The sequence below is a fragment of the Streptomyces sp. NPDC003011 genome, from assembly GCF_053591515.1.
Map to the genome: position 1 here is coordinate 14897 of NZ_JBSFTY010000006.1, position 20558 is coordinate 35454.

The 20558-nt window shown below is 71.8% G+C and carries 19 protein-coding genes and 1 tRNA gene; 12 read left to right on the forward strand and 8 right to left on the reverse strand.

Going from position 1 to position 20558, the window contains the following annotated elements; genetic code table 11:
• Positions 1-87: 87 nt before the first annotated feature.
• The 5 genes from ACWD0J_RS04540 to ACWD0J_RS04560 all read left to right on the forward strand — a co-directional run bounded on the left by ACWD0J_RS04540 (position 88) and on the right by ACWD0J_RS04560 (position 4016).
• Positions 88-1488 carry a diaminopimelate decarboxylase gene (locus ACWD0J_RS04540; protein ID WP_451494390.1) on the forward strand — a complete coding sequence of 467 codons (1401 nt, stop codon included), beginning with the start codon at positions 88-90 and terminating at the stop codon, positions 1486-1488.
• Between the two features lie 169 nt (positions 1489-1657).
• Complete coding sequence (locus tag ACWD0J_RS04545; RefSeq protein ID WP_451494257.1) at positions 1658-2080, forward strand: hypothetical protein; 423 nt, start codon at positions 1658-1660, stop codon at positions 2078-2080.
• Complete coding sequence (locus tag ACWD0J_RS04550; RefSeq protein WP_451494258.1) at positions 2077-3033, forward strand: hypothetical protein; 957 nt, start codon at positions 2077-2079, stop codon at positions 3031-3033. The genes ACWD0J_RS04545 and ACWD0J_RS04550 overlap by 4 nt, the downstream gene beginning before the upstream one ends.
• A gap of 34 nt (positions 3034-3067) precedes the next feature.
• On the forward strand, positions 3068-3622 hold the full coding sequence (locus ACWD0J_RS04555) for a roadblock/LC7 domain-containing protein (protein ID WP_451494259.1): 555 nt from the start codon (positions 3068-3070) through the stop codon (positions 3620-3622).
• Positions 3623-3641: 19 nt separating this feature from the next.
• Positions 3642-4016, forward strand: coding sequence for a hypothetical protein (locus ACWD0J_RS04560; RefSeq protein WP_451494260.1), 375 nt, complete (start codon positions 3642-3644; stop codon positions 4014-4016).
• Here the strand turns inward: ACWD0J_RS04560 and ACWD0J_RS04565 are convergent, their stop codons facing one another.
• Entirely contained in the window at positions 4017-4610 is a 594-nt protein-coding gene (locus ACWD0J_RS04565) for a hypothetical protein (RefSeq protein WP_451494261.1), read from the reverse strand. It abuts the gene before it with no gap.
• Positions 4611-4739: 129 nt separating this feature from the next.
• Positions 4740-5639, reverse strand: coding sequence for a MurR/RpiR family transcriptional regulator (locus ACWD0J_RS04570; protein ID WP_451494262.1), 900 nt, complete (start codon positions 5637-5639; stop codon positions 4740-4742).
• Positions 5640-5930: 291 nt separating this feature from the next.
• Here ACWD0J_RS04570 and ACWD0J_RS04575 point away from each other — a divergent pair, with 291 nt between their 5' ends.
• Positions 5931-6362, forward strand: coding sequence for a hypothetical protein (locus ACWD0J_RS04575; RefSeq protein WP_451494391.1), 432 nt, complete (start codon positions 5931-5933; stop codon positions 6360-6362).
• Positions 6363-6776: 414 nt separating this feature from the next.
• Here the strand turns inward: ACWD0J_RS04575 and ACWD0J_RS04580 are convergent, their stop codons facing one another.
• On the reverse strand, positions 6777-8165 hold the full coding sequence (locus tag ACWD0J_RS04580) for a cystathionine beta-synthase (protein WP_451494263.1): 1389 nt from the start codon (positions 8163-8165) through the stop codon (positions 6777-6779).
• Between the two features lie 160 nt (positions 8166-8325).
• Here ACWD0J_RS04580 and ACWD0J_RS04585 point away from each other — a divergent pair, with 160 nt between their 5' ends.
• The 3 genes from ACWD0J_RS04585 to ACWD0J_RS04595 all read left to right on the forward strand — a co-directional run bounded on the left by ACWD0J_RS04585 (position 8326) and on the right by ACWD0J_RS04595 (position 11907).
• Positions 8326-9357 (forward strand): SGNH/GDSL hydrolase family protein, encoded by a 1032-nt coding sequence (locus ACWD0J_RS04585; protein WP_451494264.1) that lies wholly within the window; start codon positions 8326-8328, stop codon positions 9355-9357.
• Between the two features lie 265 nt (positions 9358-9622).
• Positions 9623-10843, forward strand: a complete 1221-nt coding sequence (locus ACWD0J_RS04590; RefSeq protein WP_451494265.1) for an acetyl-CoA C-acetyltransferase — start codon at positions 9623-9625, stop codon at positions 10841-10843.
• A gap of 287 nt (positions 10844-11130) precedes the next feature.
• Positions 11131-11907 (forward strand): hypothetical protein, encoded by a 777-nt coding sequence (locus ACWD0J_RS04595; RefSeq protein ID WP_451494266.1) that lies wholly within the window; start codon positions 11131-11133, stop codon positions 11905-11907.
• A gap of 78 nt (positions 11908-11985) precedes the next feature.
• Here ACWD0J_RS04595 and ACWD0J_RS04600 read toward each other — a convergent pair whose 3' ends face one another.
• Complete coding sequence (locus ACWD0J_RS04600; RefSeq protein WP_451494267.1) at positions 11986-12297, reverse strand: hypothetical protein; 312 nt, start codon at positions 12295-12297, stop codon at positions 11986-11988.
• Positions 12298-12401: 104 nt separating this feature from the next.
• Here ACWD0J_RS04600 and ACWD0J_RS04605 point away from each other — a divergent pair, with 104 nt between their 5' ends.
• A complete protein-coding gene (locus ACWD0J_RS04605; protein ID WP_451494268.1) occupies positions 12402-12632 on the forward strand; it encodes a DUF4287 domain-containing protein in 231 nt (76 codons plus the stop codon).
• Between the two features lie 62 nt (positions 12633-12694).
• Here the strand turns inward: ACWD0J_RS04605 and ACWD0J_RS04610 are convergent, their stop codons facing one another.
• From ACWD0J_RS04610 to ACWD0J_RS04620, 3 genes are all read right to left on the reverse strand, one after another.
• Positions 12695-13591 carry a Bax inhibitor-1/YccA family protein gene (locus ACWD0J_RS04610; protein ID WP_451494269.1) on the reverse strand — a complete coding sequence of 299 codons (897 nt, stop codon included), beginning with the start codon at positions 13589-13591 and terminating at the stop codon, positions 12695-12697.
• A 205-nt stretch (positions 13592-13796) separates the two neighbouring features.
• Positions 13797-14972, reverse strand: coding sequence for a 4-hydroxybenzoate 3-monooxygenase (locus ACWD0J_RS04615; protein WP_451494270.1), 1176 nt, complete (start codon positions 14970-14972; stop codon positions 13797-13799).
• A gap of 158 nt (positions 14973-15130) precedes the next feature.
• A tRNA-Leu gene (locus tag ACWD0J_RS04620) sits at positions 15131-15214 on the reverse strand.
• Between the two features lie 386 nt (positions 15215-15600).
• Here ACWD0J_RS04620 and ACWD0J_RS04625 point away from each other — a divergent pair.
• Both ACWD0J_RS04625 and ACWD0J_RS04630 read left to right on the forward strand, forming a co-directional pair.
• Positions 15601-16371 carry an ABC transporter ATP-binding protein gene (locus ACWD0J_RS04625; protein ID WP_451494271.1) on the forward strand — a complete coding sequence of 257 codons (771 nt, stop codon included), beginning with the start codon at positions 15601-15603 and terminating at the stop codon, positions 16369-16371.
• A complete protein-coding gene (locus tag ACWD0J_RS04630; RefSeq protein ID WP_451494272.1) occupies positions 16371-18899 on the forward strand; it encodes an ABC transporter permease in 2529 nt (842 codons plus the stop codon). Before ACWD0J_RS04625 ends, ACWD0J_RS04630 begins: the two co-directional genes overlap by 1 nt.
• A gap of 65 nt (positions 18900-18964) precedes the next feature.
• Here ACWD0J_RS04630 and ACWD0J_RS04635 read toward each other — a convergent pair whose 3' ends face one another.
• Entirely contained in the window at positions 18965-20266 is a 1302-nt protein-coding gene (locus ACWD0J_RS04635) for a class I SAM-dependent methyltransferase (protein WP_451494273.1), read from the reverse strand.
• Between the last annotated feature and the right edge of the window lie 292 nt (positions 20267-20558).

Sequence of the window (20558 nt, forward strand, 5' to 3'; positions counted from 1 at the left end):
TTCCTGAATAGAGCTAGTCAATAGCGGGGGTCGTCGGCAGGTCCGCCCGAGGGATGTTTGGCTGGACGCATGAGAGCGGGCACCGGCATGACGGGGGACGTGGTGAGCGAGGCCGACGAGCGTCACGCGAGCGAGAGCGCCGGGGAGCGGGCCGCCCGCCGGGACGAGGCGGTCCGCGCGGCCGTGGAGCAGGGGCTGCTGGGTCCCGGCTCCCCCCTCGTCGGCCTGCTCGACGTCACCGGGATCCGGGGGTCGGCGGCACGGCTGCGGGCGGCCTTCGACGCGGTCACCGCGCCCGGGACGCCCGTGCTGCACGCCTTCGCGGTGAAGGCGGCCCCGCTGGTGCCGGTGCTGCGGCTGCTGCGGGAGGAGGGGCTCGGGGCGGAGGTGGCGAGCCCGGGCGAGCTGGCGCTGGCGCGGGCGGCGGGAGTGCCGCCGGCCCGGACGGTCCTCGACTCGCCCGCCAAGACACCGGCCGAGCTGCGGGAGGCGCTGGCGCTCGGGATCGCGGTCAACGCCGACAATCGGCAGGAGCTGGACCGCATCGACGCCCTGATACGGTCGGCGCCCAGCCGCTCCCCCCTCGGGATCCGGGTGAACCCGCAGGTCGGCGGCGGATCCATCGAGGCCCTGTCCACCGCCACGGCGACCTCGAAGTTCGGGGTGGCACTGCGGGACGAGGGGGCGCGCGCGTGGCTGGTGCGGGCGTACGCCGAGCGCCCCTGGCTGTCCCGGCTGCACGCGCACACCGGGTCGCAGGGCATCCCCCTGACGCTGATGGCCGAGGGCGTGGCGGAGACGTACCGGCTCGCGGAGGAGATCAACGGGCGGATCGGGCGGCCGCAGATCGACACGATCGACATCGGCGGCGGGCTGCCGGTGAACTTCACGTCGGACCGGACGACACCGACGTACGCGGACTACGCGCGACTGCTGAAGCAGACGGTGCCGGGGCTGTTCGACGGGCGGTACGGGCTGGTGACCGAGTTCGGGCGGTCGCTGCTGGCCGAGCACGGGACGGTGGTGGCCCGGGTCGAGTACGCGAAGAGCGCGGGCGGGCACCCGGTGGCGGTGACGCACGCGGGGGTGCAGGTGGCGACGCGGACGGTGTACGCGCCGGGGTCGTGGCCGCTGCGGATCGCCGCGTACGACGGCAAGGGGCGGCCGAAGGAGGGGCCCGAGGTGGTGCAGGACATCGCCGGGCCGGCGTGCTTCGCGGGAGACCTGCTCGCCCGGGGACACCCGCTGCCGCTGCTGGCGCAGGGCGACTACGCGGCGGCGCTGGACACGGGCGCGTATTACTTCGCCCACCACTACGCGTACAACTCCCTGGCCCGGCCCGGGATCTACGGCTTCGTGCGGGACGGGGCCGGGGGCATCGCCTTCGCGACCGTGCGCGAGGCGCAGACCGTCCAGGAGATCGTGGCCGAATCGGGAGGGGCGCACACGGACGCGCTCACCACCCTCGGCGCACCTCGGAGCCATTGACGCACGCCGGGGGTGCTGCTGATCAACTGGTCTGACAACCAGGCCAGTTGACCTACCTTAGTCAGTCGCCGCATGTTCCACCGGAAAATGCCAGAACCTCCACTCCTCTCCCACACGTTGCGTAGTTTCGGCGTCACTCAGCCGAACCCCAGGCGGGAGGGGAGCCACGGTGCCCGGAATCGACGAGTGCCTGCTGGAAGCCATGCGACTGCCCGGTGCCCGGGGCGCCGCACTGGTCGACTGGACGAGCGGACTGGCCCTGGGCACCGTCGGGGAGTCCCCGGGCGGCGACCAGGAGGCGGCCGCGGTGGAGGCCGCCGAACTGGCCCGGCTGGCCGCCGAGCAGCGCGCCTTCGCACCAGGCCCCGGCGAACACGGCGACGGAGACGGCGCGGGTGACGGCGAGGGTGACGGGCCGCCGGTCGAGGACCTCATCATCAGCAACCGGGACAGCTACCACGTGCTGCGGTTCGTGCCGACGTCGTTCGACAGCAGCGTGTGCCTGCACCTGTGGCTGGCCCGCGCGGACGGCAATCTGGCGCTGGCCCGCATCCGGCTGGGCGAGCTGGCCGGACGGCTGGTGCTGGGATGACCGCCGTGCGCACCACACCACCGCCCCGGCTGCCCGTGCGGGACAAGGTGACGGCCCGGCACCGGGGCTGGGGCGGCGTCTCCCCGATGCTGTCCCGGCTCGCCGCCGAGCGGGCCACCGGCGTCCTGGTCCGCGAGCGGGGCACGCTGCAACTCGCGGAGGGCCGGGTGGTGCACGCCGAGAGCCCGTCCGCCCCCGGCCTCGGCGTCCTGCTCACCGCCCGCGGCACTCTCGACGCCGACACCTGGCGGCAGGCGCTGACCGAGACCGGCGACCGGCACCGCGCCGGCCATCTCCTGGTCGACGGCGGGCACCTCACCCGGGGCGCGCTGGACGTGTGCCGGATCGTGGCGCTGTACGACGCGGCGTACTTCGCGCTCGCGCCCAGCAGCACCCCGGGCCACTTCCGCTACGCCACCGGTGGCGGGCCGGGCTGCCCGTGCCCGGTGCCGGTGGCCGCCCTGGAGCGCGAGACACTGCGCCGCCGCGACGTACTGCACCGCATCTGGCCCGACCCGGCCACCGACGAGGCGCCCCTCGTCCGCGCGCGGCGCCCCGCTCCCCCGCCCCCCAGCACCCGCCAGCACGCGGTCCTGGCCCGCCTGGACGAGGTCCGTACGGCGGCGGACATCGCGCGGGAGCTGGGCCGTCCCGGGTTCCACACGCTGGTGGACCTGCGGCGGCTGGCCGCGGCCGGTGCGGTCTCCCCCCGGCCGGAGCCCTCCGCGGAACCCCCGCCTGAGCTCACCGATCCGCACCCCGCCGGCCCTCACCTCACCGACCCTCACCTCACCGATCCGCATCTCGCCGACCCCCGCCTCAGCGATCCCCACCTCGGCGATCCCCGTGTCTCCGATCCCCGTGCCGCCGATTCCTCCTTCTCGGACCCCCGTCTCGCCGACCCCCACATCACGTTGCTGAAGAGGCTCAGGGATGCGCTGGAAGCCCTTTGAGCGGCAGCGGACCCGCGCCGAGAGGAGAGACCTGATGGCAGCGGAGGCCGACATCCTGGAGGAACTGCGCCGGCTCAGAGCCCGCGTGCCCCAGCTCACCGGCGCCCTGGCGGCCGGATCCGACGGTCTCGTCCTGGCCCAGGACACCCCCGGCGTCGACCCGCGCGCGGTGGCCGCGCTCACCACCACCGCCCTCGACCTCGCCACGCAGCTGACCGACGCGACCGGCCAGGGCGAGGTCCGCGAACTGCTCGTCCGCGGGGTGTACGGCTACGTGGCCACCTACGCGGCGGGCCGTACCGCGCTGCTGACCCTGCTCGCCCAGGACCGCGTCCACGTCGGCCGCCTGCACCTGGAGGGCCGCCGGGCCGGGGCCCGCATCGCGGAGCTGGTCGACACCGCTGCGACGCCCCCGGCCGAGCCGCCCGCGAAGACCCCGGCCAAGCCCGCCGCGCCCCGCGCCAGAGCCGCCCGCGCCTCCCGGGCGAAGCCCGCCGAGGCCCAGGCCCAGGCCCCGGCCGCCGAGCCCCGTACTCCGGCCCCCGAGACGCCCGCCGCACCGACGGCGGCGCGCACCACCGAAAGTTGAGAGGAACCGAGGAACCGTCATGGCCAACACCGAAACCGCGCTGAAAGAGGCACTCGCCTCCATCGAGGGCGCCACCGGCGTCGCGCTCGTCGACTACACCAGCGGCATGGCGCTGGGCACGCTGGGCGGCAGCAAGACCTTCGACCTGAACGTCGCCGCCGCCGGCAACACCGACGTCGTCCGCTCCAAGCTGCGCACCATGGAGCACCTCGGGCTCAAGGGCCAGATCGAGGACATCCTGATCACCCTGTCCGACCAGTACCACCTGATCCGCCTGATGAGCGGCCGGGGCGGCAACGGGCTCTTCCTCTACCTGGTGCTCGACGCCAAGCGTTCCAACCTGGCGATGGCCCGCCACCAGCTGCGCAGGATCGAGGAGGATCTGGAGGTCTGACTAGACGAGTGCCGCGGTGCGGCGGCGGGCCCCGCCCGGGGCCGCGTCGCCGGCCGCGATGCCCGTACTGCGGTAGGCCTTGACCGTCTTCCCGGCGGGACGCCCGCCGTTGGGCGAGAGCCAGTCCACCCGCACCCACAGCAGCGCGTCCCCGGCCTGCTCGCGCCGTCCGAGCCAGGCGGCCTTCCACCGCAGTCCGGCGCCGCACCCGGCGAGCAGCATGCCCCCGGCGGCGGGCACGGCGAACGCGCTGCCCAGCGCGGCGAGGAAGGCGAGCAGCAGCCACCAGCGGTGCCCGCGACGCCAGGCGCGGGCGCTCACCGCACGGTCCTGGAGCACGTCGTGCTTGCTCGCGCGGGCGGCCTGGCGCGCCAGTTCGACGTACCGCTTACGGCGGGCGTACGCCACGACGGCCGCGGCGACGATGAACAGCGCGGCCCCGGCCATCACCCCGATCCGCCGTCCGGTGACGCCCTCCACCGACAGGCCGATCCCCGCCGCGCACACCCCGAGCCACCCCATCGGCGCGGCTCCGGCCCGTACGACGACGGCCACCCGGGCCAGACCCTGCGCTCTGCGATCCCCGCGTGCCACGTTCCGCCTCCTCGTCGCTCCGGCACTCCTGTCCGACAGCATTTTCCGCGTCATTTTCCGCGCCGGACAGACTGTCGGGAAGATTATCGACAGAACGTGAGACGAGTCTGAGAGACGCCGCGGGCGCCGTCACTCCACGAACAGCCCCCGCGCCGCCGCCTTCGTGTCGAACTCCTCCAGCCGGGCCTGCGCGTCCGGCAGGTCGTCGCACATGGCCTCCAGCAGGACCCGGCCGAGCAGCATCGGCGCGCAGGCCGTGTCGAAGGCGAGTCCGGTCCCGACGGCGGCCGGCAGCAGCAGGTCGGACACCTTGGCGACCGGCGCGAAGGCGGAGTCGGCGACGGTGACCACGGTCAGCCCCGCCTGTCCCGCGTAGGTGAGCGTGTCCACGACCTCGCGCGGATGCCGGGGCAGCGCGAAGCACAGCAGGGTGGTGGCACCCGCCCGTACGGCGGCGTCGATCCGGTCGTGGATCATCGTGCCGCCCTCGTCGAGCAGCCGTACGTCCGGGTGGACCTTGGCGGCGAAGTAGGCGAAGCCGTACGCCTGCGAGGCCGCCGCCCGCAGCCCGAGGACGGGCAGCGGGCGGGAGGCCGCGAGCAGCCGCCCCGCCTTCCGCACGGGCCGCGGGTCGGCCAGCGCCTGAGCGAGGTGCCGCAGGTTCTCGATCTCGGCCTCGACGGCCTGCTGGTACTCGTTGAACGACGCCGGGGCCGCCGTCTGTTCGGTGGGCGCGACCTCGCGCAGGTGCCTGCGCAGGGCGGGGTAGCCGTCGAAGCCGAGGGCGACCGCGAAGCGGGTGACGGACGGCTGGCTGACCCCGGCCAGCTCGGCCAGTTCCACGCTGGACAGGAACGGCACGTCGGCGGCGCGCCGCACCATGCTGTGCGCGATGCGCCGCTGGGTCGGCGTCAGCCGGTGCCCCTCGAACAGGGCCTGCAGCCGGGCGGCGGGACTGTCCGGCACACCCGCACCCACACCCGCACCCGTCTCCGTGTCCACCACACCCGTCCCTGTGTCCGCGCTCATGCCTCGCTCCCCCTCCAGATGTCCGTGCACCGGCCGAGCAGTGCGGCCGCCGCCGTCACGAGTTCGGCCGAGGCATGGACAGCCTATTCACCTGCCGAGAACTCTGCATGACGCTATGCAGCCGGGCAAGAGCGAGAAGGACCCGCAGGACGCGGCGGACGCGGCGGACGCGGACGTGAAGCAGCACGGCCTCATGACGTGAGCGGGGTGGGGGCCGTCGGCGCCGGAGAAGGGGGGATATCCCCAGTGCGGTCGGACCGGCCGCTGCCTACCGTGGACCGCATGACCGGAATGGACGCGCGGGACACCGAATTCAAGAAGGAACTCGACGCCACCCTGCAGGCCCGCAGGGAACTGGGCGACGAGTACGAGTCCGCGCTGGTCGACTCGTTCCTGGAGAAGGTCGACCAGCGCATCGACGGCGCCGTGGAGCGCCGGGTGCGCCGGCAGATGGCCGAGCAGCAGATGGTGGTGGCCCGGGGTTCCCGGTCGCCGCAGCCCACGGACTCCTGGGGTGAGCGCTTCGGCTTCGGAATCGTCTCGCTGGTCCTGGCGATCCCGCTGTCCGCGATCGGCGGCGGTGTCGCCCACCTTCCCGGCCTGCTCGTCGCCTGGGCCGGCATCGTGGGAGTCAACGCCTTCCAGGCCGCCCGCACCCACCCGGAACTCTTCCGCGGCCGGCGCCACCGCACGTCCTCGCAGGCCGACACCTGGGAGGACTGACCTCCCAATCCCCGGACAGCGGACGCCGGGTGCTGCCGGGGAGCGGGGCGACGGGCCGCGCGGGCCGGCGACCACCCCGGAAAGGGCTGTGCGCGGGGACCGCCGCACCCCCGTTACCGGGGGGCGGGACGACGGCGGTCCCCGCGAAGGACGCGGGCCGGGTCAGGACCGGGCTTACGCGTCCCAGGCGTCTGTGGAGGTCCGGGAGCCGCTCCGGAGGTCCGTGACGCCGTTTGGGCGCCGGCCGGGGCGGGGAGCCGCTCCCGCCCTGCCGACATCCACCAACGTGCCGGACGCGTGTTAAGCGGGTGCTGCGCGGACGTGACGCGCTCGTACCACTTCTGCGAAGTCCACCGATCGGGCGGAAGGCCGCAAGTTCGCCGTGTCCAGGCGCCGTTCACCGGATGTTTGCCGCTACTTCGCGCCCTTGGCGAGGAAGGCCAGCAGGTCCTGCCGGCTGATCACACCGGTCGGCTTGCCCTCGACGAGGACGATCGCCGCGTCCGCCGTGCCGAGCACGGACATCAGGTCCGCGACCGGCTCGCCGGAGCCGACCTGCGGCAGCGGCGGCGACATGTGCTTCTCCAGCGGGTCCTCCAGCGAGGCCCGCTGGGCGAACAGCGCGTTGAGCAGCTCCCGTTCCACGACCGACCCGACGACCTCCGCCGCCATGACGTCCGGGTGACCGGCGCCCGGCTTGACGATCGGCATCTGCGAGACGCCGTACTCGCGCAGCACCTCGATGGCCTGGCCGACGGTCTCGTCGGGGTGCATGTGGACGAGGGACGGAATGGCCCCGTGCTCCTTGTCGTTCAGCACGTCACCGACGCGGGCGCTGGGCCCCTCGCCCTCCAGGAAGCCGTAGTCGGCCATCCACTCGTCGTTGAAGATCTTGCTGAGGTAGCCGCGGCCGCTGTCGGGGAGCAGGACGACCACGACATCGTCCTCGCCGAGCCGTTCGGCGACCCGGAGCGCGGCCACGACGGCCATCCCGCAGGAGCCGCCCACCAGCAGGCCCTCCTCCTTGGCGAGCCGGCGGGTCATCTGGAAGGAGTCCTTGTCGGACACGGCCACGATCTCGTCGGCGACGGTCCGGTCGTAGGCGGTGGGCCAGAAGTCCTCACCGACGCCCTCGACGAGGTACGGCCGCCCGGAGCCGCCCGAGTACACGGAGCCCTCGGGGTCCGCGCCGACGACCTGCACCTTGCCGTCGCTGGCCTCCTTCAGGTACCGCCCGGTCCCGGAGATGGTGCCTCCGGTGCCCACGCCGGTCACGAAGTGGGTGATCCGCCCCTCGGTCTGCTCCCACAGCTCGGGGCCGGTCGAGTGGTAGTGGGAGAGCGGGTTGTGGGGGTTGGAGTACTGGTCGGGCTTCCACGCGCCGGGCGTCTCCCGGACCAGCCGGTCGGAGACGTTGTAGTAGGAGTCGGGGTGCTCCGGGTCCACGGCGGTCGGGCACACGACCACCTCCGCCCCGTACGCCCGCAGCACGTTGATCTTGTCGGTGCTCACCTTGTCGGGGCACACGAAGATGCACTTGTACCCCTTCTGCTGCGCCACGATGGCGAGCCCGACGCCGGTGTTGCCGCTGGTCGGCTCCACGATCGTGCCGCCGGGCCTGAGCGCGCCGCTCTCCTCGGCCGCCTCGATCATGCGCAGGGCGATGCGGTCCTTCACGGATCCGCCGGGGTTGAAGTACTCCACCTTGGCCAGGACGGTCGCCCGAATGCCCTTGGTCACGTTGTTGAGCCTCACCAGCGGGGTGTTGCCGACGAGGCTGATCATCGAGTCGTGGAATTGCACCGTTGTCTCCGGACGCTTGCAAAAGAAATGGTCGTGGCTGTTCAGCCAGCCTAGGGGTTCCCCGCCGCCCGTGACGGTCGTTCACTCCCCGTTGAGATTGGGCCACGGTCCGTACGGGGCAAGGACTGGTTGTAGGGCTACGAGGAGGTGGCGGCGACGCATGACAAGCATGTCGAGGGCGAGGGTGGCCCGGCGGATCGCGGCCGGTGCCGCGTACGGCGGTGGCGGGATCGGTCTGGCCGGCGCGGCGGCCGTGGGCCTGCTGCTGGCGGAGGTACGGCTGGCGAAGCGACAGGTGGGCAACGGCACGGCGCCGCACGTCCCCCATTCGGAGGGACGGTACGGCCATGCCTACACCGTCCCCGACGAACCGCCCCTGCGTCTGGTGATGCTGGGCGACTCCACGGCCGCGGGCCAGGGCGTCCACCGGGCCGGCCAGACTCCGGGCGCGCTGCTGGCGTCGGGCCTGGCGGCGGTGGCGGAACGCCCGGTGGAGCTGCGTAACGTCGCACTGCCCGGGGCCACCTCCGACGACCTCGACCGCCAGGTGGCCCTGACGCTGTCCGACCCGGTCCGGGTGCCCGACATCTGCGTGATCATGATCGGCGCGAACGACGTGACGCACCGGATGCCGGCGACCCGCTCGGTCCGCCATCTGTCGACGGCGGTACGCCGGCTGCGCACGGCCGGCGCGGAGGTGGTGGTCGGCACCTGTCCCGACCTGGGCACGATCGAGCCGGTGCAGCAGCCGTTGCGCTGGCTGGCCCGCCGGGCGTCCCGCCAGCTGGCGGCCGCCCAGACGATCGGGGCCGTGGAGCAGGGCGGCCGCACGGTGTCGCTGGGCGACCTGCTGGGCCCGGAGTTCGAGGAGAACCCGAGGGAGCTGTTCGGCCCCGACAACTACCACCCCTCCGCGGAGGGCTACGCCACGGCGGCGATGGCGGTGCTGCCGACGGTCTGCGCGGCCCTGGGCCTGTGGCCGGCCGAGGAGGACCGCCCGGACGCCTCCCGTCGCGAGGGCTTCCTGCCGGTGGCCCGCGCCGCGGCGGAGGCGGCGTCGGAGGCCGGTACGGAGGTCGCGGCCGCGATGCCGAGCGGACCGAAGGGACCGTGGGCACTGCTCAAGCGGCGGCGGCGCCGGCGGGTGGCGGTGACCGAGCCGGCCCCGGCCCCGGTCACCCCGTCACCCTGAAGCGCCGCACCCGGGGGCTCCGGCCCCCGGCCGGCTCGGGTCGGGTCGGCTCGGGTCGGGTCGGCTCGGCTCGGGCGGCTCGGCCCGGGCGGCTCGGCCCGGGTGGGCGGGGTGGCTGCGGTGGGCTGGGATGCGGGGGACGATCAGAAAAGCAAGCGCTTAGTAAATTGCGGTCAGCGTCACACCCCGATACCCGTGACCGAGTCCATACGTACGGGTAACTTCCCACACAGCCCCGCCCGATCCCTTGCCCATGGAGCCGTTGATGCCCGAAGCCGTGATCGTCTCGACCGCCCGCTCCCCCATCGGCCGCGCCTTCAAGGGCTCCCTCAAGGATCTGCGCCCTGACGACCTCACCGCCACGATCATCCAGGCCGCCCTCGCCAAGGTCCCCGAGCTGGACCCGAAGGACATCGACGACCTGATGCTCGGCTGCGGCCTGCCCGGCGGCGAGCAGGGCAACAACCTCGGCCGCATCGTCGCCGTGCAGATGGGCATGGACCACCTCCCCGGCTGCACGATCACCCGGTACTGCTCCTCCTCGCTCCAGACCAGCCGCATGGCCCTGCACGCCATCAAGGCCGGCGAGGGCGACGTCTTCCTCTCGGCCGGTGTCGAGATGGTCTCCCGCTTCGTGAAGGGCAACTCCGACAGCCTGCCGGACACGCGCAACCCCTTCTTCGCGGAGGCCGAGGCCCGCACCGCCGCCGTCGCGGAGCAGGAGGGCACCACCTGGCACGACCCGCGTGAGGACGGCCTCGTGCCGGACGCCTACATCGCGATGGGCCAGACCGCCGAGAACCTGGCCCGCCTCAAGGGCGTCACCCGCCAGGAGATGGACGAGTTCGGCGTCCGCTCGCAGAACCTCGCCGAGGAAGCCCTCAAGAACGGCTTCTGGGAGCGCGAGATCACCCCGGTCACCACCCCCGACGGCACGGTCGTCGCCAAGGACGACGGCCCCCGCGCCGGCGTCACCCTGGAGGGCGTCCAGGGCCTCAAGCCGGCCTTCCGCCCCGACGGCATGGTCACCGCCGCCAACTGCTGTCCGCTGAACGACGGCGCCGCCGCGCTCGTGATCATGAGCGACACCAAGGCCCGCGAGCTCGGCCTGACCCCGCTCGCCCGCATCGTGTCGACCGGCGTCTCCGGCCTGTCCCCCGAGATCATGGGCCTCGGCCCGGTGGACGCGTCCCAGCAGGCCCTGCGCCGCGCCGGCCTGACCATCGGCGACATCGACCTGGTCGAGATCAACGAGGCCTTCGCCGCCCAGGTGATCCCCTCCTACCGCGAGCTCGGCATCGACCTCGACAAGCTGAACGTCAACGGCGGCGCCATCGCGGTCGGCCACCCCTTCGGCATGACCGGCGCCCGGATCACCGGCACGCTCATCAACTCCCTCCAGTTCCACGACAAGCAGTTCGGCCTGGAGACGATGTGCGTCGGCGGCGGCCAGGGCATGGCGATGGTCATCGAGCGCCTGAGCTGACCACCCCCGCCACCTCAACTCACCGTAGCCATACGGGAACTCAGCGTCACCGTTCGGCCCGGAACCCGGGAATCACCAAGGTTCCGGGCCGATTTGTGATCCAATCTCCCCCAGGATGTGACCTATCTCCCCCGGGAAGGGATTTACGCAGGTCACCCCCACTTCAGCCAGGTACCCCGGCCTCAAAGTCATGTCCGATTCGTGACGTTACGCACTGACAGCGGGTTAGTCCGCCCTTCAAGCTGATGTAGGAAGTCGGGGGTCGACTTTGAACCGGGAGTACGTCAGTGAGCGTCATGCCGATCGCCTTGCTGGTCACCACGGCCGCCACCGGCGCCGTGGGCGTCGCCGTGCTGCGCACCCTCATGGTGCTGCGACGCCAGGTCGCCGCCCTGCACACCGAGATCGCCAAGGGCAACGCCACGGCGGCGCGAGGCTTCGTGCCCGCCGCCCGCCCCGCCGGCGACGAGATACGGGCCGCCGTGGCCGAGGCGCTCGCCGAGGAGCGTGAGCGCGAGCTCGCCGAGGCGCGGGCGTTCTGGGCCGCCCAGGAGGTTCGTGACGCCTCCGACGCGCCCACGCTGCTGGGACTGCCGGACAGCGAGCTGTTCCTGCCCCGGCAGGCCGATTTCGTGGGCCTGGAGCCGGTCAGCGAGCCCGGCGCGGACGCCGACGAGTTCGCCGGGGACTCCCCGGAACTGGCCGCCGCCCGCCGCCGCCACCCCTCGCACCCGGACTTCGTCCCGGTCGCCTCGCCGGTCGTGGGCGACCACGAGCGCACCGTGGCCACCCTGGAGGAGCTGGCCGCCTCCGGCACCGAACTCGCCGACGTCCGCCCGGGCCCCCTGGGCACCCTCGACGTCTACGTCTTCGCCGACGGCACCACCCTCTGCATGACCCCGGGCCACCGCGAGACGGCGGAACGCCTGGCGGCGGCGCTGCGCGCGGGGCAGACCCCGATACTGCTGGGCGGCTCCGGCATCTCCGGCGCGTACACGCTCACGTTCGCCTGCGGCGAGGAGAACGTCTACATCCTGGCGGACCGGGTCATAGCGAGCCTGTGAGGCGCCGCGGGCTCCGGCTCACCCCCACGGGCGGGTGACCGGGGCCCCGCCCCGGTCGTCCGGCGATCGCGCGGGGCCTCAGACGCCCGCCTTCTTCTGCGCGTCCGCCACCAGGGCCAGCGCGTCCTCGACCTCGGCGTCGGTCGAGATCACCAGCGCCAGATCGTGCACGGCCACGGTGATCTGGTCGGCCGCGGCGAACATCCCCGCGTCCGGCATCTCCCGGGGCTCCGCCTCGGGCGCCTCCACCACCTGCGCCCACCGGGCGAACTCCCTGGCCAGTCCCAGGGCCTCCGCGGCGGCCCCTCGCTGCAGCCGACTCTGCGGAGCGGCCCGCAGACGGTCGGCAAAGTGATCCACCGCTCGGGTCAGACGCGTCGTATCCACCACGCCGTGAGCGTACGCGTCCCACCGCGACTGTTGCCAACGGGCGAACGCTCAGGCACGGTGACCTGAAGGACCGGCTTACATCCCCTTTGCGTCCGGAGGCGCCGATGTCCCACGTCCTCTCCGAGGAGACCCACCGCAACATGCTCGCCCGCATCCCCCACTGCACCGGTCGTGAAGTGTCCGACTGGCTGCGCACCGTCGACGAAGGCCCGGCTCTCTTCCGCTTCGAGGAAAAGGTCAGCTGGCTCCGCCACGAACACAACCTCGCGTACGGCCACGCGAAAGCTCTCATCCACGAGTACGACCTGAGGAGGGCCGCGCGCAAATTCGCCTAGGCGCGCCGACGACGAAGGGCCCCGGGTCAAAACCCGGGGCCCGTTCACGCACGCGGGGCGCGCTAGTCGTTGCTGTTGAGGATCGCGATGATCCTCAGGAACTCCATGTAGATCCACACCAGCGTCAGCGTCAGGCCGAAGGCCGCCAGCCACGCCTCCTCGCGCGGCGCGCCGTACGCGATGCCGTCCTCGACCTGCTTGAAGTCCAGGGCGAGGAAGCAGGCGCCGAGCAGGATGCCGATGACACCGAAGACGATGCCGAGCGGGCCGCTGCGGAAGCCGAGGCCGTCACCGCCGCCGAAGACCGCGAACAGCAGGTTCACCATCATCAGCAGGACGAAGCCGAGCGCGGCCGCCATCACGAAGCCGTAGAACCGGCGGTTGACGCGGATCCAGCCCGCCTTGTACGCGATCAGCACACCGGCGAACACCGCCAGGGTGCCGATCACCGCCTGCATGGCCGCGCCGCTGGCGATGCGGTTGTCGACGACGCTGGAGACGACTCCGAGGAACACGCCCTCGAAGGCGGCGTACGTCAGGATCAGCGCGGGCGAGGCCTTGCGCTTGAAGGACTGGACCAGGGCCAGGACCATGCCGATCAGCGCGGCACCGATGGCGATGCCGTACGACCGGCTGATGTTCGCGTCGTCGACGGGCAGCAGCGCCCAGGCGAGCGCGGCCGTGACGACCAGGACGCCGAGGGTGGTGCCGGTGCGCAGGACGACGTCGTCGATCGTCATCCGGCCGGTGGCGGCCGGGGCCTGCGGCGGTGCGCCGTGCTGAAGGTCCTGCTGGGCGTACGGGTTCTGCGCGTACGGGTTGCCGGCCTGCGGCTGCGCGTACGGGCTGCCCTGCGTGCCTGCAGCTGCGCCCCCGGCCTGCGGCGCGGTGTTGAAGCCCGCGTAGCCGTTGTCGCGGCTGAACCCCCGTCGCGAGAAGACCGGGTTGCTGCTCCTCATTTCACTCCTCCATGGCCACTGTGTGTGGGGCCTTGGGCTCAAGAGTAATAGGTAGGCAAAGGAATGACCCTAGTGCTTGGGGAGGATCTTTCCCTCTTCGTGCTGGGCAACACGCTACGCGCGCCCTTGATTCCCGGCCACGGAGGGGCTCTTTCATGACCAACCCGCGACACGGCCGGGACCGGCCGGAGACCGTCCGCCGCGCTCAGCCGAACGGGAACCCGGTGTACGCCTCCGCCAGGTCGGTCTCGGCGGCGCGGGAGGAGGCGATCCGCTCCAGGCGGGCCAGCTGGAGGCGGTCCTCGAAGGGAGTGGCGTCGGGGGCGCGGTGCAGGAGGCTCGTCATGTCGTAACTGAACCGTTCGGCCTGCCAGACGCGGCGCAGGCAGGTCGCCGCGTACGCGTCGAGCAGCTCCGCCGAGCCCTTCTCCCGCTCGTACACCAGGGCCCGCGCGAAGGTCACGACGTCCCCGACGGCCAGGTTGAGCCCCTTGGCTCCGGTGGGCGGCACGATGTGGGCGGCGTCGCCGGCGAGGAAGAGGCGGCCGTACCGCATGGGCTCGTGGACGTAGGAGCGCATGGGGGTGACCGACTTCTGGGTGATCGGGCCCCGCTCCAGGTGCCAGTCGTCGGCGGTCTCGAAGCGGCGCTCCAGCTCCGCCCAGATGGCGTCGTCGCTCCAGGACCCGGCGTCCGTGCCCTCCGGGACCTGGAGGTAGAGGCGGGAGACGGACGGGGAGCGCATGGACAGCAGGGCGAAGCCGCGGTCGTGGCGGGCGTAGACCAGCTCGTCGTGCGAGGGCGGGACGTCGGCCAGGATGCCGAGCCAGCCGAATGGGTACGTCCGTTCGAAGGTCCGGGACAGGGAGGCCGGGACCGCCTTGCGTGCCACACCCCAGAAGCCGTCGCAGCCGACGACGTAGTCGCACTCCAGGACGTCCTCGCGGCCCTCGTGCCGGAAGCGGACGCGCGGCCGGCCGGTGTCGGCGTCCTCGACGGCGAGCGCCTCCGCCTCGAACAGCAGGGGGCCGCCGTCGGCGAGCTGGAGGGCGATGAGGTCCTTGCAGACCTCGGTCTGGGCGTAGACCATCACGGAGCGGCCGCCGGTGAGGGCGGGGAAGTCGACGCGGTGACGCTGCTTTGCGAACCTCAGTTCGATTCCGTCGTGACGCAGACCCTCCCGGTCCATACGCTCCCCCGCGCCGGCCTCGCGCAGCACGTCGACCGTGCCCTGCTCCAGGATCCCGGCCCGCTGCCGGTGCTCGACATAGGCGCGGTCGCGGCTCTCCAGGACGACCGAGTCGATGCCCGCGTTGTGGAGCAGCCGAGCCAGGAGCAGACCGGCCGGGCCGGCTCCGATGATGCCGACGGTGGTGCGCATCGACCAGCCTCTCTGTTGACCGTGGAACGGGTGCGCAGTGCGCGGTTCGCGTGGTGAAATTCTGTTCACCATCTTCCGGGCATGAGTCTGCGACCGCGTCCGCCCGCTGTCAACGGTCGTGCGGTGAACTCTTCAATGGAGGGTGCATGTGTCGGAAGTGCCCGGAGCCGGACTTGAACCGGCACGCCCGCGAAGGGGCAGCGAGGTTTAAGCTCGCCGTGTCTGCATTCCACCATCCGGGCAGGCCATGGGCTCCGCATCGAGGTTCCGAGCCTATCGGGATACCTCTGGCCACCACCGGCGGGGCGGACCCATGTTGTCTTATTTTATTGGCGCCTGAGGGAGCATCAGCACCTGGAACAGGCCGTCCGCACTTGCCAACAGCCTTGCGCGCACACCCCGGCCGCGCATGCGGAATGACGGAATTTCACCGTCTGAACAAGGGGGCTCCACCTGTTCTTGAAGCGGCCCTCTCGGGGCTGCCCGTCATCCCCAGGTATGACACGGCGGCCCCTGATGCGACCCGAGACTGCCTTCGGAACCGGAACAGCGGCTGACTCCACGGGCGGGAACGGCGACCACGATGGAACACGACCGACAACCGTCGTCCCGTCAGGAGCTCCCACCCGTGACCACCACTCCCATCGCCGGCCGCACCACCGCCGTGGCCGCGCGCGCCACGGATCTGTCGAAGATCTACGGACAGGGCGAGACCCAGGTGGTCGCCCTCGACCGGGTCTCCGTCGGGTTCGGGCAGGCAGAGTTCACCGCGATCATGGGCCCCTCCGGATCCGGCAAGTCCACGCTGATGCACTGTGTGGCCGGTCTGGACACCTTCTCGTCCGGTTCGGTGCGCATCGGCGACACGGAGCTCGGGTCGCTGAAGGACAAACAGCTGACGAAGCTGCGCCGGGACAAGATCGGTTTCATCTTCCAGGCCTTCAACCTGCTCCCGACGCTGACCGCGCTGGAGAACATGACGCTCCCGATGGACATCGCGGGCCGCAAGCCCGACAAGGAGTGGCTGAACTCCGTGATCCGGATGGTGGGTCTGAGCGACCGGCTCAGCCACCGTCCCTCCCAGCTCTCCGGCGGCCAGCAGCAGCGCGTCGCCGTGGCCCGCGCGCTGGCCTCCCGGCCCGAGATCATCTTCGGTGACGAGCCGACCGGGAACCTCGACTCGCGCGCCGGCGCCGAGGTCCTCGGCTTCCTGCGCAACTCCGTGCGGGAGCTCGGGCAGACGGTGGTGATGGTGACCCACGACCCGGTGGCCGCCGCGTACGCGGACCGGGTGGTGTTCCTGGCGGACGGCCGGGTCGTCGACGAGGTGTACGACCCCACGGCGGAGTCCGTCCTCGACTTCATGAAGCGGTTCGACACGAAGGGCCGCACCAGCTGATGTTCCGCACCGCCCTGCGCAACGTACTCGCGCACAAGGCCAGACTGCTCATGACCGTGCTCGCCGTGATGCTCGGCGTGGCCTTCGTGTCGGGCACCCTGGTCTTCACCAACACCATCTCCGAGGCGTTCCAGAAGAGTTCGGCCAAGGGCTTCGGCCAGGTCGACGTGGCCGTGGCGGCCAAGCACCAGGAGAGCGAGGGCGACACCGTAGGCACGACGCCCGAGCTGACCCAGGCGTTGCTCGACCGGAGCACCCGGGTGCCGGGGGCCGCGTCCGCCATCGGCGTGGTCAAGGGATTCACCGCGATCGCCGACAAGGACGGCAAGCTGATCGGCGGCGGTTTCCAGTCGGAGGGCGGGAACTACTGGGACGCCGAGGACCCCCGGTACCCGCTCGTCGACGGTCACGCACCGCGCGGAGCGGACGAGGTCCTCGTCGACTCCGAGACCGCCGAGCGCGCCGGGTACGAGGTCGGTGACACCGTACGAGTCTCGGTCGACGGACCGGTGCTGACCCCGAAGATCACCGGCATCTTCACCACCGACGACGGCAATGTCGCCGCCGGCGGCAGCCTGGCCCTCTTCGACACGGCCACGGCCCAGCGGCTGTTCGGCAAGACGGGCACGTACGACGAGATCGACGTCAAGGCGAAGGCGGGCGTCAGCCAGACGGCGCTGAAGGGCGAGCTGGACCGGGCACTGCCGGAGAACCTGGTCGAGACGACGACGGGCGAGCAACTGGCCGCCGACCAGGCGGAGCTGATCTCCTCCTCGATGTCCGGGCTGAAGCAGGGCCTGCTGGTCTTCGCGGGCATCGCGCTCTTCGTCGGCACGTTCATCATCGCCAACACCTTCACCATGCTGGTCGCCCAGCGCACCAAGGAACTGGCGCTGCTGCGCGCGGTCGGCGCCTCGCGCCGGCAGGTCACGCGGTCGGTGCTGGTGGAGGCGTTCGTGGTCGGCGCGGTCGCCGCGGTGACCGGCCTGGTCGCCGGGATCGGCATCGGGGCCGGGCTGCGGTCGCTGATGGGCTCGCTCGGTGCGACCGTCCCGGACGGACCGCTGATCATCACGCCCGGCACGGTCGGCGCGGCCCTCGCCGTCGGCATCCTCATCACCATGCTGGCCGCCTGGCTGCCGGGCCGCCGGGCCGCGAAGATCCCGCCGGTGGCGGCGATGAGCAGCCTGCACGCGGCGGCGACCACCAAGTCGCTGGTGCTGCGCAACACCCTGGGCGCGCTGTTCTCTGCGGCGGGCATCGCGATCGTCCTCGCGGCGACGACGATGTCCGGCTCGGACGGCCAGGCCCCCATGGGCATCGGCGCGGTCCTGCTGATCATCGGCGTCTTCATCCTGACCCCGCTGCTGTCCCGCCCGCTGATCGCGGCCGCCTCCCCGGCCCTGCGCGTGTTCGGCGTCTCGGGCAAGCTGGCCCGCCAGAACTCGGTGCGCAACCCGCGCCGCACGGCCGCCACCGCCTCCGCGCTCATGATCGGCCTCACCCTCATCACCGGCATGACGGTGATGGCGGGCAGCCTGCAGAAGTCCATCGACAAGATGGCGGCGGCGGCGATCCGCGCGGACTACGTGGTCTCCATGGCCAACGGCAACGGACTCTCCCCGGACGTCGAGAAGAAGCTGAAGCAGCTCGACGACGTCACCGCCACCAGCCCGCTGCGCAACGCGCCCTCCCGCATCGACGGCGAGACCGAGTACCTCACCGGCGTCGACGGCGCCACCATCCGCGAGCTGACCGACCTCACGATCGACAGCGGTTCCTTCACGGTCGGCGGCACGCGGGTCGTCGTGGACGACGACACCGCCACGTCGCACGACTGGACGACCGGTTCACGCTTCACCGTCTCCTACGAGGACGGCAAGAAGCAGGAGCTGAGCGTCGCCGGGATCTACGAGGGCAACCAGATGATCCAGGGCATCATGCTGGACAACGCCACGCTCTCGCCGCACCAGACGGACCCGGCCGACATGCAGGTGATGGTGAAGACGTCCGACGGCTCGTCGGGTGCGACGAAGGACGCACTGGAGAAGGCACTCGGCGCCAACCCGGCCATCAAGGTCCAGGACAAGAAGGACCTCTCCGAGGACATCGCGCAGATGTTCACGCTGATCCTGAACATGGTCTACGGGCTGCTGGCGATGGCGGTGATCGTCGCGGTCCTCGGTGTCATCAACACCCTGGCCATGTCGGTCTTCGAACGCTCCCAGGAGATCGGCATGCTCCGCGCGATCGGCCTGGACCGCAAGGGCATCAAGCGGATGGTCCGCCTGGAGTCCCTGGTCATCTCGCTGTTCGGCGGGGTGCTGGGCATCGGGCTGGGTGTGTTCTTCGGCTGGGCGGCCGGTGAACTCCTCGGCGCGAGCCTGCCGACGTACGAACTCGTCCTGCCCTGGGCGCGGATGGCCGTCTTCCTCCTCCTCGCGGCGGCGGTGGGTGTCCTGGCGGCGCTGTGGCCGGCCCGGCGGGCGGCCCGGCTGAACATGCTGTCGGCGATCAAGTCGGAGTAGCGGCAGGCGTACGGCAGCGGGGCCCCGTTCCTTCGACAGGGACGGGGCCCCGCTGCCGCTCGTGCTCAGTTCCAGGTACGGGACCGCAGGGGCATCCCCGAGTCGCCGGACTCGGGCGTCCTGACGGCGAGGACCTGGTTGACGCCGATGCGGTGGTGCTCGAAGGCGAGCGCGGAGGCGGCCATGTAGAGCCGCCAGACTCGGGCCCGCCCGGGGCTGGTCAGCTCCACGGCCCGGTCCCAGTCGGCCTCCAGGTTGGTGACCCAGCGGCGCAGGGTGAGGGCGTAGTGCTCGCGGATCGACTCGACGTCCCGCACCTCGAAGCCTGCGCGTTCGAGCTGGGTGACGGTGGCGCCGACGGGGGCGAGTTCACCGTCCGGGAAGACGTAGGCGTCGATGAACGCGTCGACGTCGTAGGCGGTTTCGTCGCGATGGGGCCGGCGGGCGATCTGGTGGTTGAGCAGCCGCCCGCCCGGCCTGAGGAGCCCGAAGAGATGCCCGGCGTACTCCAGGTACCGTTCGGCGCCGACGTGTTCGGCCATGCCGATGGACGAGATGGCGTCGTAGGGGCCGTCGGTGACGTCCCGGTAGTCCTGTACGCGGATCTCGACCCGGTCGGTCAGCCCCTCGTCGGCGACGCGCTTACGGGCGTACGCCGCCTGCTCGTGGGAGAGGGTGATGCCGACGACGCTCACGCCGTGCTCGCGGGCGGCGTGGACGGCCATGGAACCCCAGCCGCAGCCGACGTCCAGCAGCCGTTGGCCCGGCCGCAGGGCAAGCTTGCGGGAGACGAGTTCGAGCTTGTCGCGCTGGGCGGTCTCCAGGGTGGCGCCGTCGGCCTCGGGGGCGGGCCAGTAAGCGCAGGAGTACACCATGGACGGCCCGAGGACGATCTCGTAGAAGTCGTTGCCGACGTCGTAGTGGTGGCTGATCGCGCGCCGGTCACTGTGCTTGGTGTGCAGGCGACGGCGGGGTCTGCGGGCCTCCTCGCGGGGCGGGGCCGGAGGCAGCGGCGGCCCGGAGAGGGCGAAGAGTCCGCGGACGGCGGCCCGCACCTCGGGGTCGCGCAGGGCCTGGGCGAGGCTGCGGGCGTCCTCCCCGCGCTGCCACACGAACCCCGACACCAGGTCGAGGGCGGTGTAGAGATCCCCCTCGACGTCCAGGTCACCGGCGACCCAGGCCCGGGCGAGGCCCAGCTCGCCCGGCTTCCACAGGAGACGGCGTACGGCGCGGCGATTGCGGACGACCAGGGTCGGCGCGCCCGGCGGCCCCGCCTGCGAACCGTCCCAGGCGCGGACACGCACCGGCAAAGGGGCTCCCAGCAACTGTTCGACGAGGCTTTTCAGCCGCAGGGCGGCGTCTGGCATGGCGTACACCTCCGTGACGGGGGAACCCGGAATGTCAACACCCACGTAAACACCTGCGGGGCCGGGGCACAGTCCCCCATCCGCGTTACGGCTGAGCAAAAAGATGTAGACGCCACGCGTCGCGGCTGGGCCTGCCAGAGCGCGTCGAGCACGACCGAGGTGACCTCGATGCCGATGCCGTCGGGGGCGTCGGCCTTGGCCGGGTGTCGGTGCGGGTGACGTCACGCCTCTTCGGTGGCAGTTCCGGAGGTGACTCGCTCCCGATCAGGACTGGTCTCGGAGCTTCTCGCCC

Excerpts from the sequence above, each read along its gene's own strand:
- ACWD0J_RS04540 (WP_451494390.1), top strand. The coding sequence starts at position 88 with ATGACGGGGGACGTGGTGAGCGAGGCCGACGAGCGTCACGCGAGCGAG.
- ACWD0J_RS04550 (WP_451494258.1), top strand. The coding sequence starts at position 2,077 with ATGACCGCCGTGCGCACCACACCACCGCCCCGGCTGCCCGTGCGGGAC.
- ACWD0J_RS04615 (WP_451494270.1), bottom strand. The coding sequence starts at position 14,972 with ATGCGCACCACCGTCGGCATCATCGGAGCCGGCCCGGCCGGTCTGCTC.
- ACWD0J_RS04605 (WP_451494268.1), top strand. The coding sequence starts at position 12,402 with ATGTCCCACGTCCTCTCCGAGGAGACCCACCGCAACATGCTCGCCCGC.
- ACWD0J_RS04630 (WP_451494272.1), top strand. The coding sequence starts at position 16,371 with ATGTTCCGCACCGCCCTGCGCAACGTACTCGCGCACAAGGCCAGACTG.
- ACWD0J_RS04610 (WP_451494269.1), bottom strand. The coding sequence starts at position 13,591 with ATGAGGAGCAGCAACCCGGTCTTCTCGCGACGGGGGTTCAGCCGCGAC.
- ACWD0J_RS04560 (WP_451494260.1), top strand. The coding sequence starts at position 3,642 with ATGGCCAACACCGAAACCGCGCTGAAAGAGGCACTCGCCTCCATCGAG.
- ACWD0J_RS04555 (WP_451494259.1), top strand. The coding sequence starts at position 3,068 with ATGGCAGCGGAGGCCGACATCCTGGAGGAACTGCGCCGGCTCAGAGCC.
- ACWD0J_RS04575 (WP_451494391.1), top strand. The coding sequence starts at position 5,931 with ATGGACGCGCGGGACACCGAATTCAAGAAGGAACTCGACGCCACCCTG.
- ACWD0J_RS04635 (WP_451494273.1), bottom strand. The coding sequence starts at position 20,266 with ATGCCAGACGCCGCCCTGCGGCTGAAAAGCCTCGTCGAACAGTTGCTG.
- ACWD0J_RS04590 (WP_451494265.1), top strand. The coding sequence starts at position 9,623 with ATGCCCGAAGCCGTGATCGTCTCGACCGCCCGCTCCCCCATCGGCCGC.
- ACWD0J_RS04585 (WP_451494264.1), top strand. The coding sequence starts at position 8,326 with ATGACAAGCATGTCGAGGGCGAGGGTGGCCCGGCGGATCGCGGCCGGT.
- ACWD0J_RS04570 (WP_451494262.1), bottom strand. The coding sequence starts at position 5,639 with ATGAGCGCGGACACAGGGACGGGTGTGGTGGACACGGAGACGGGTGCG.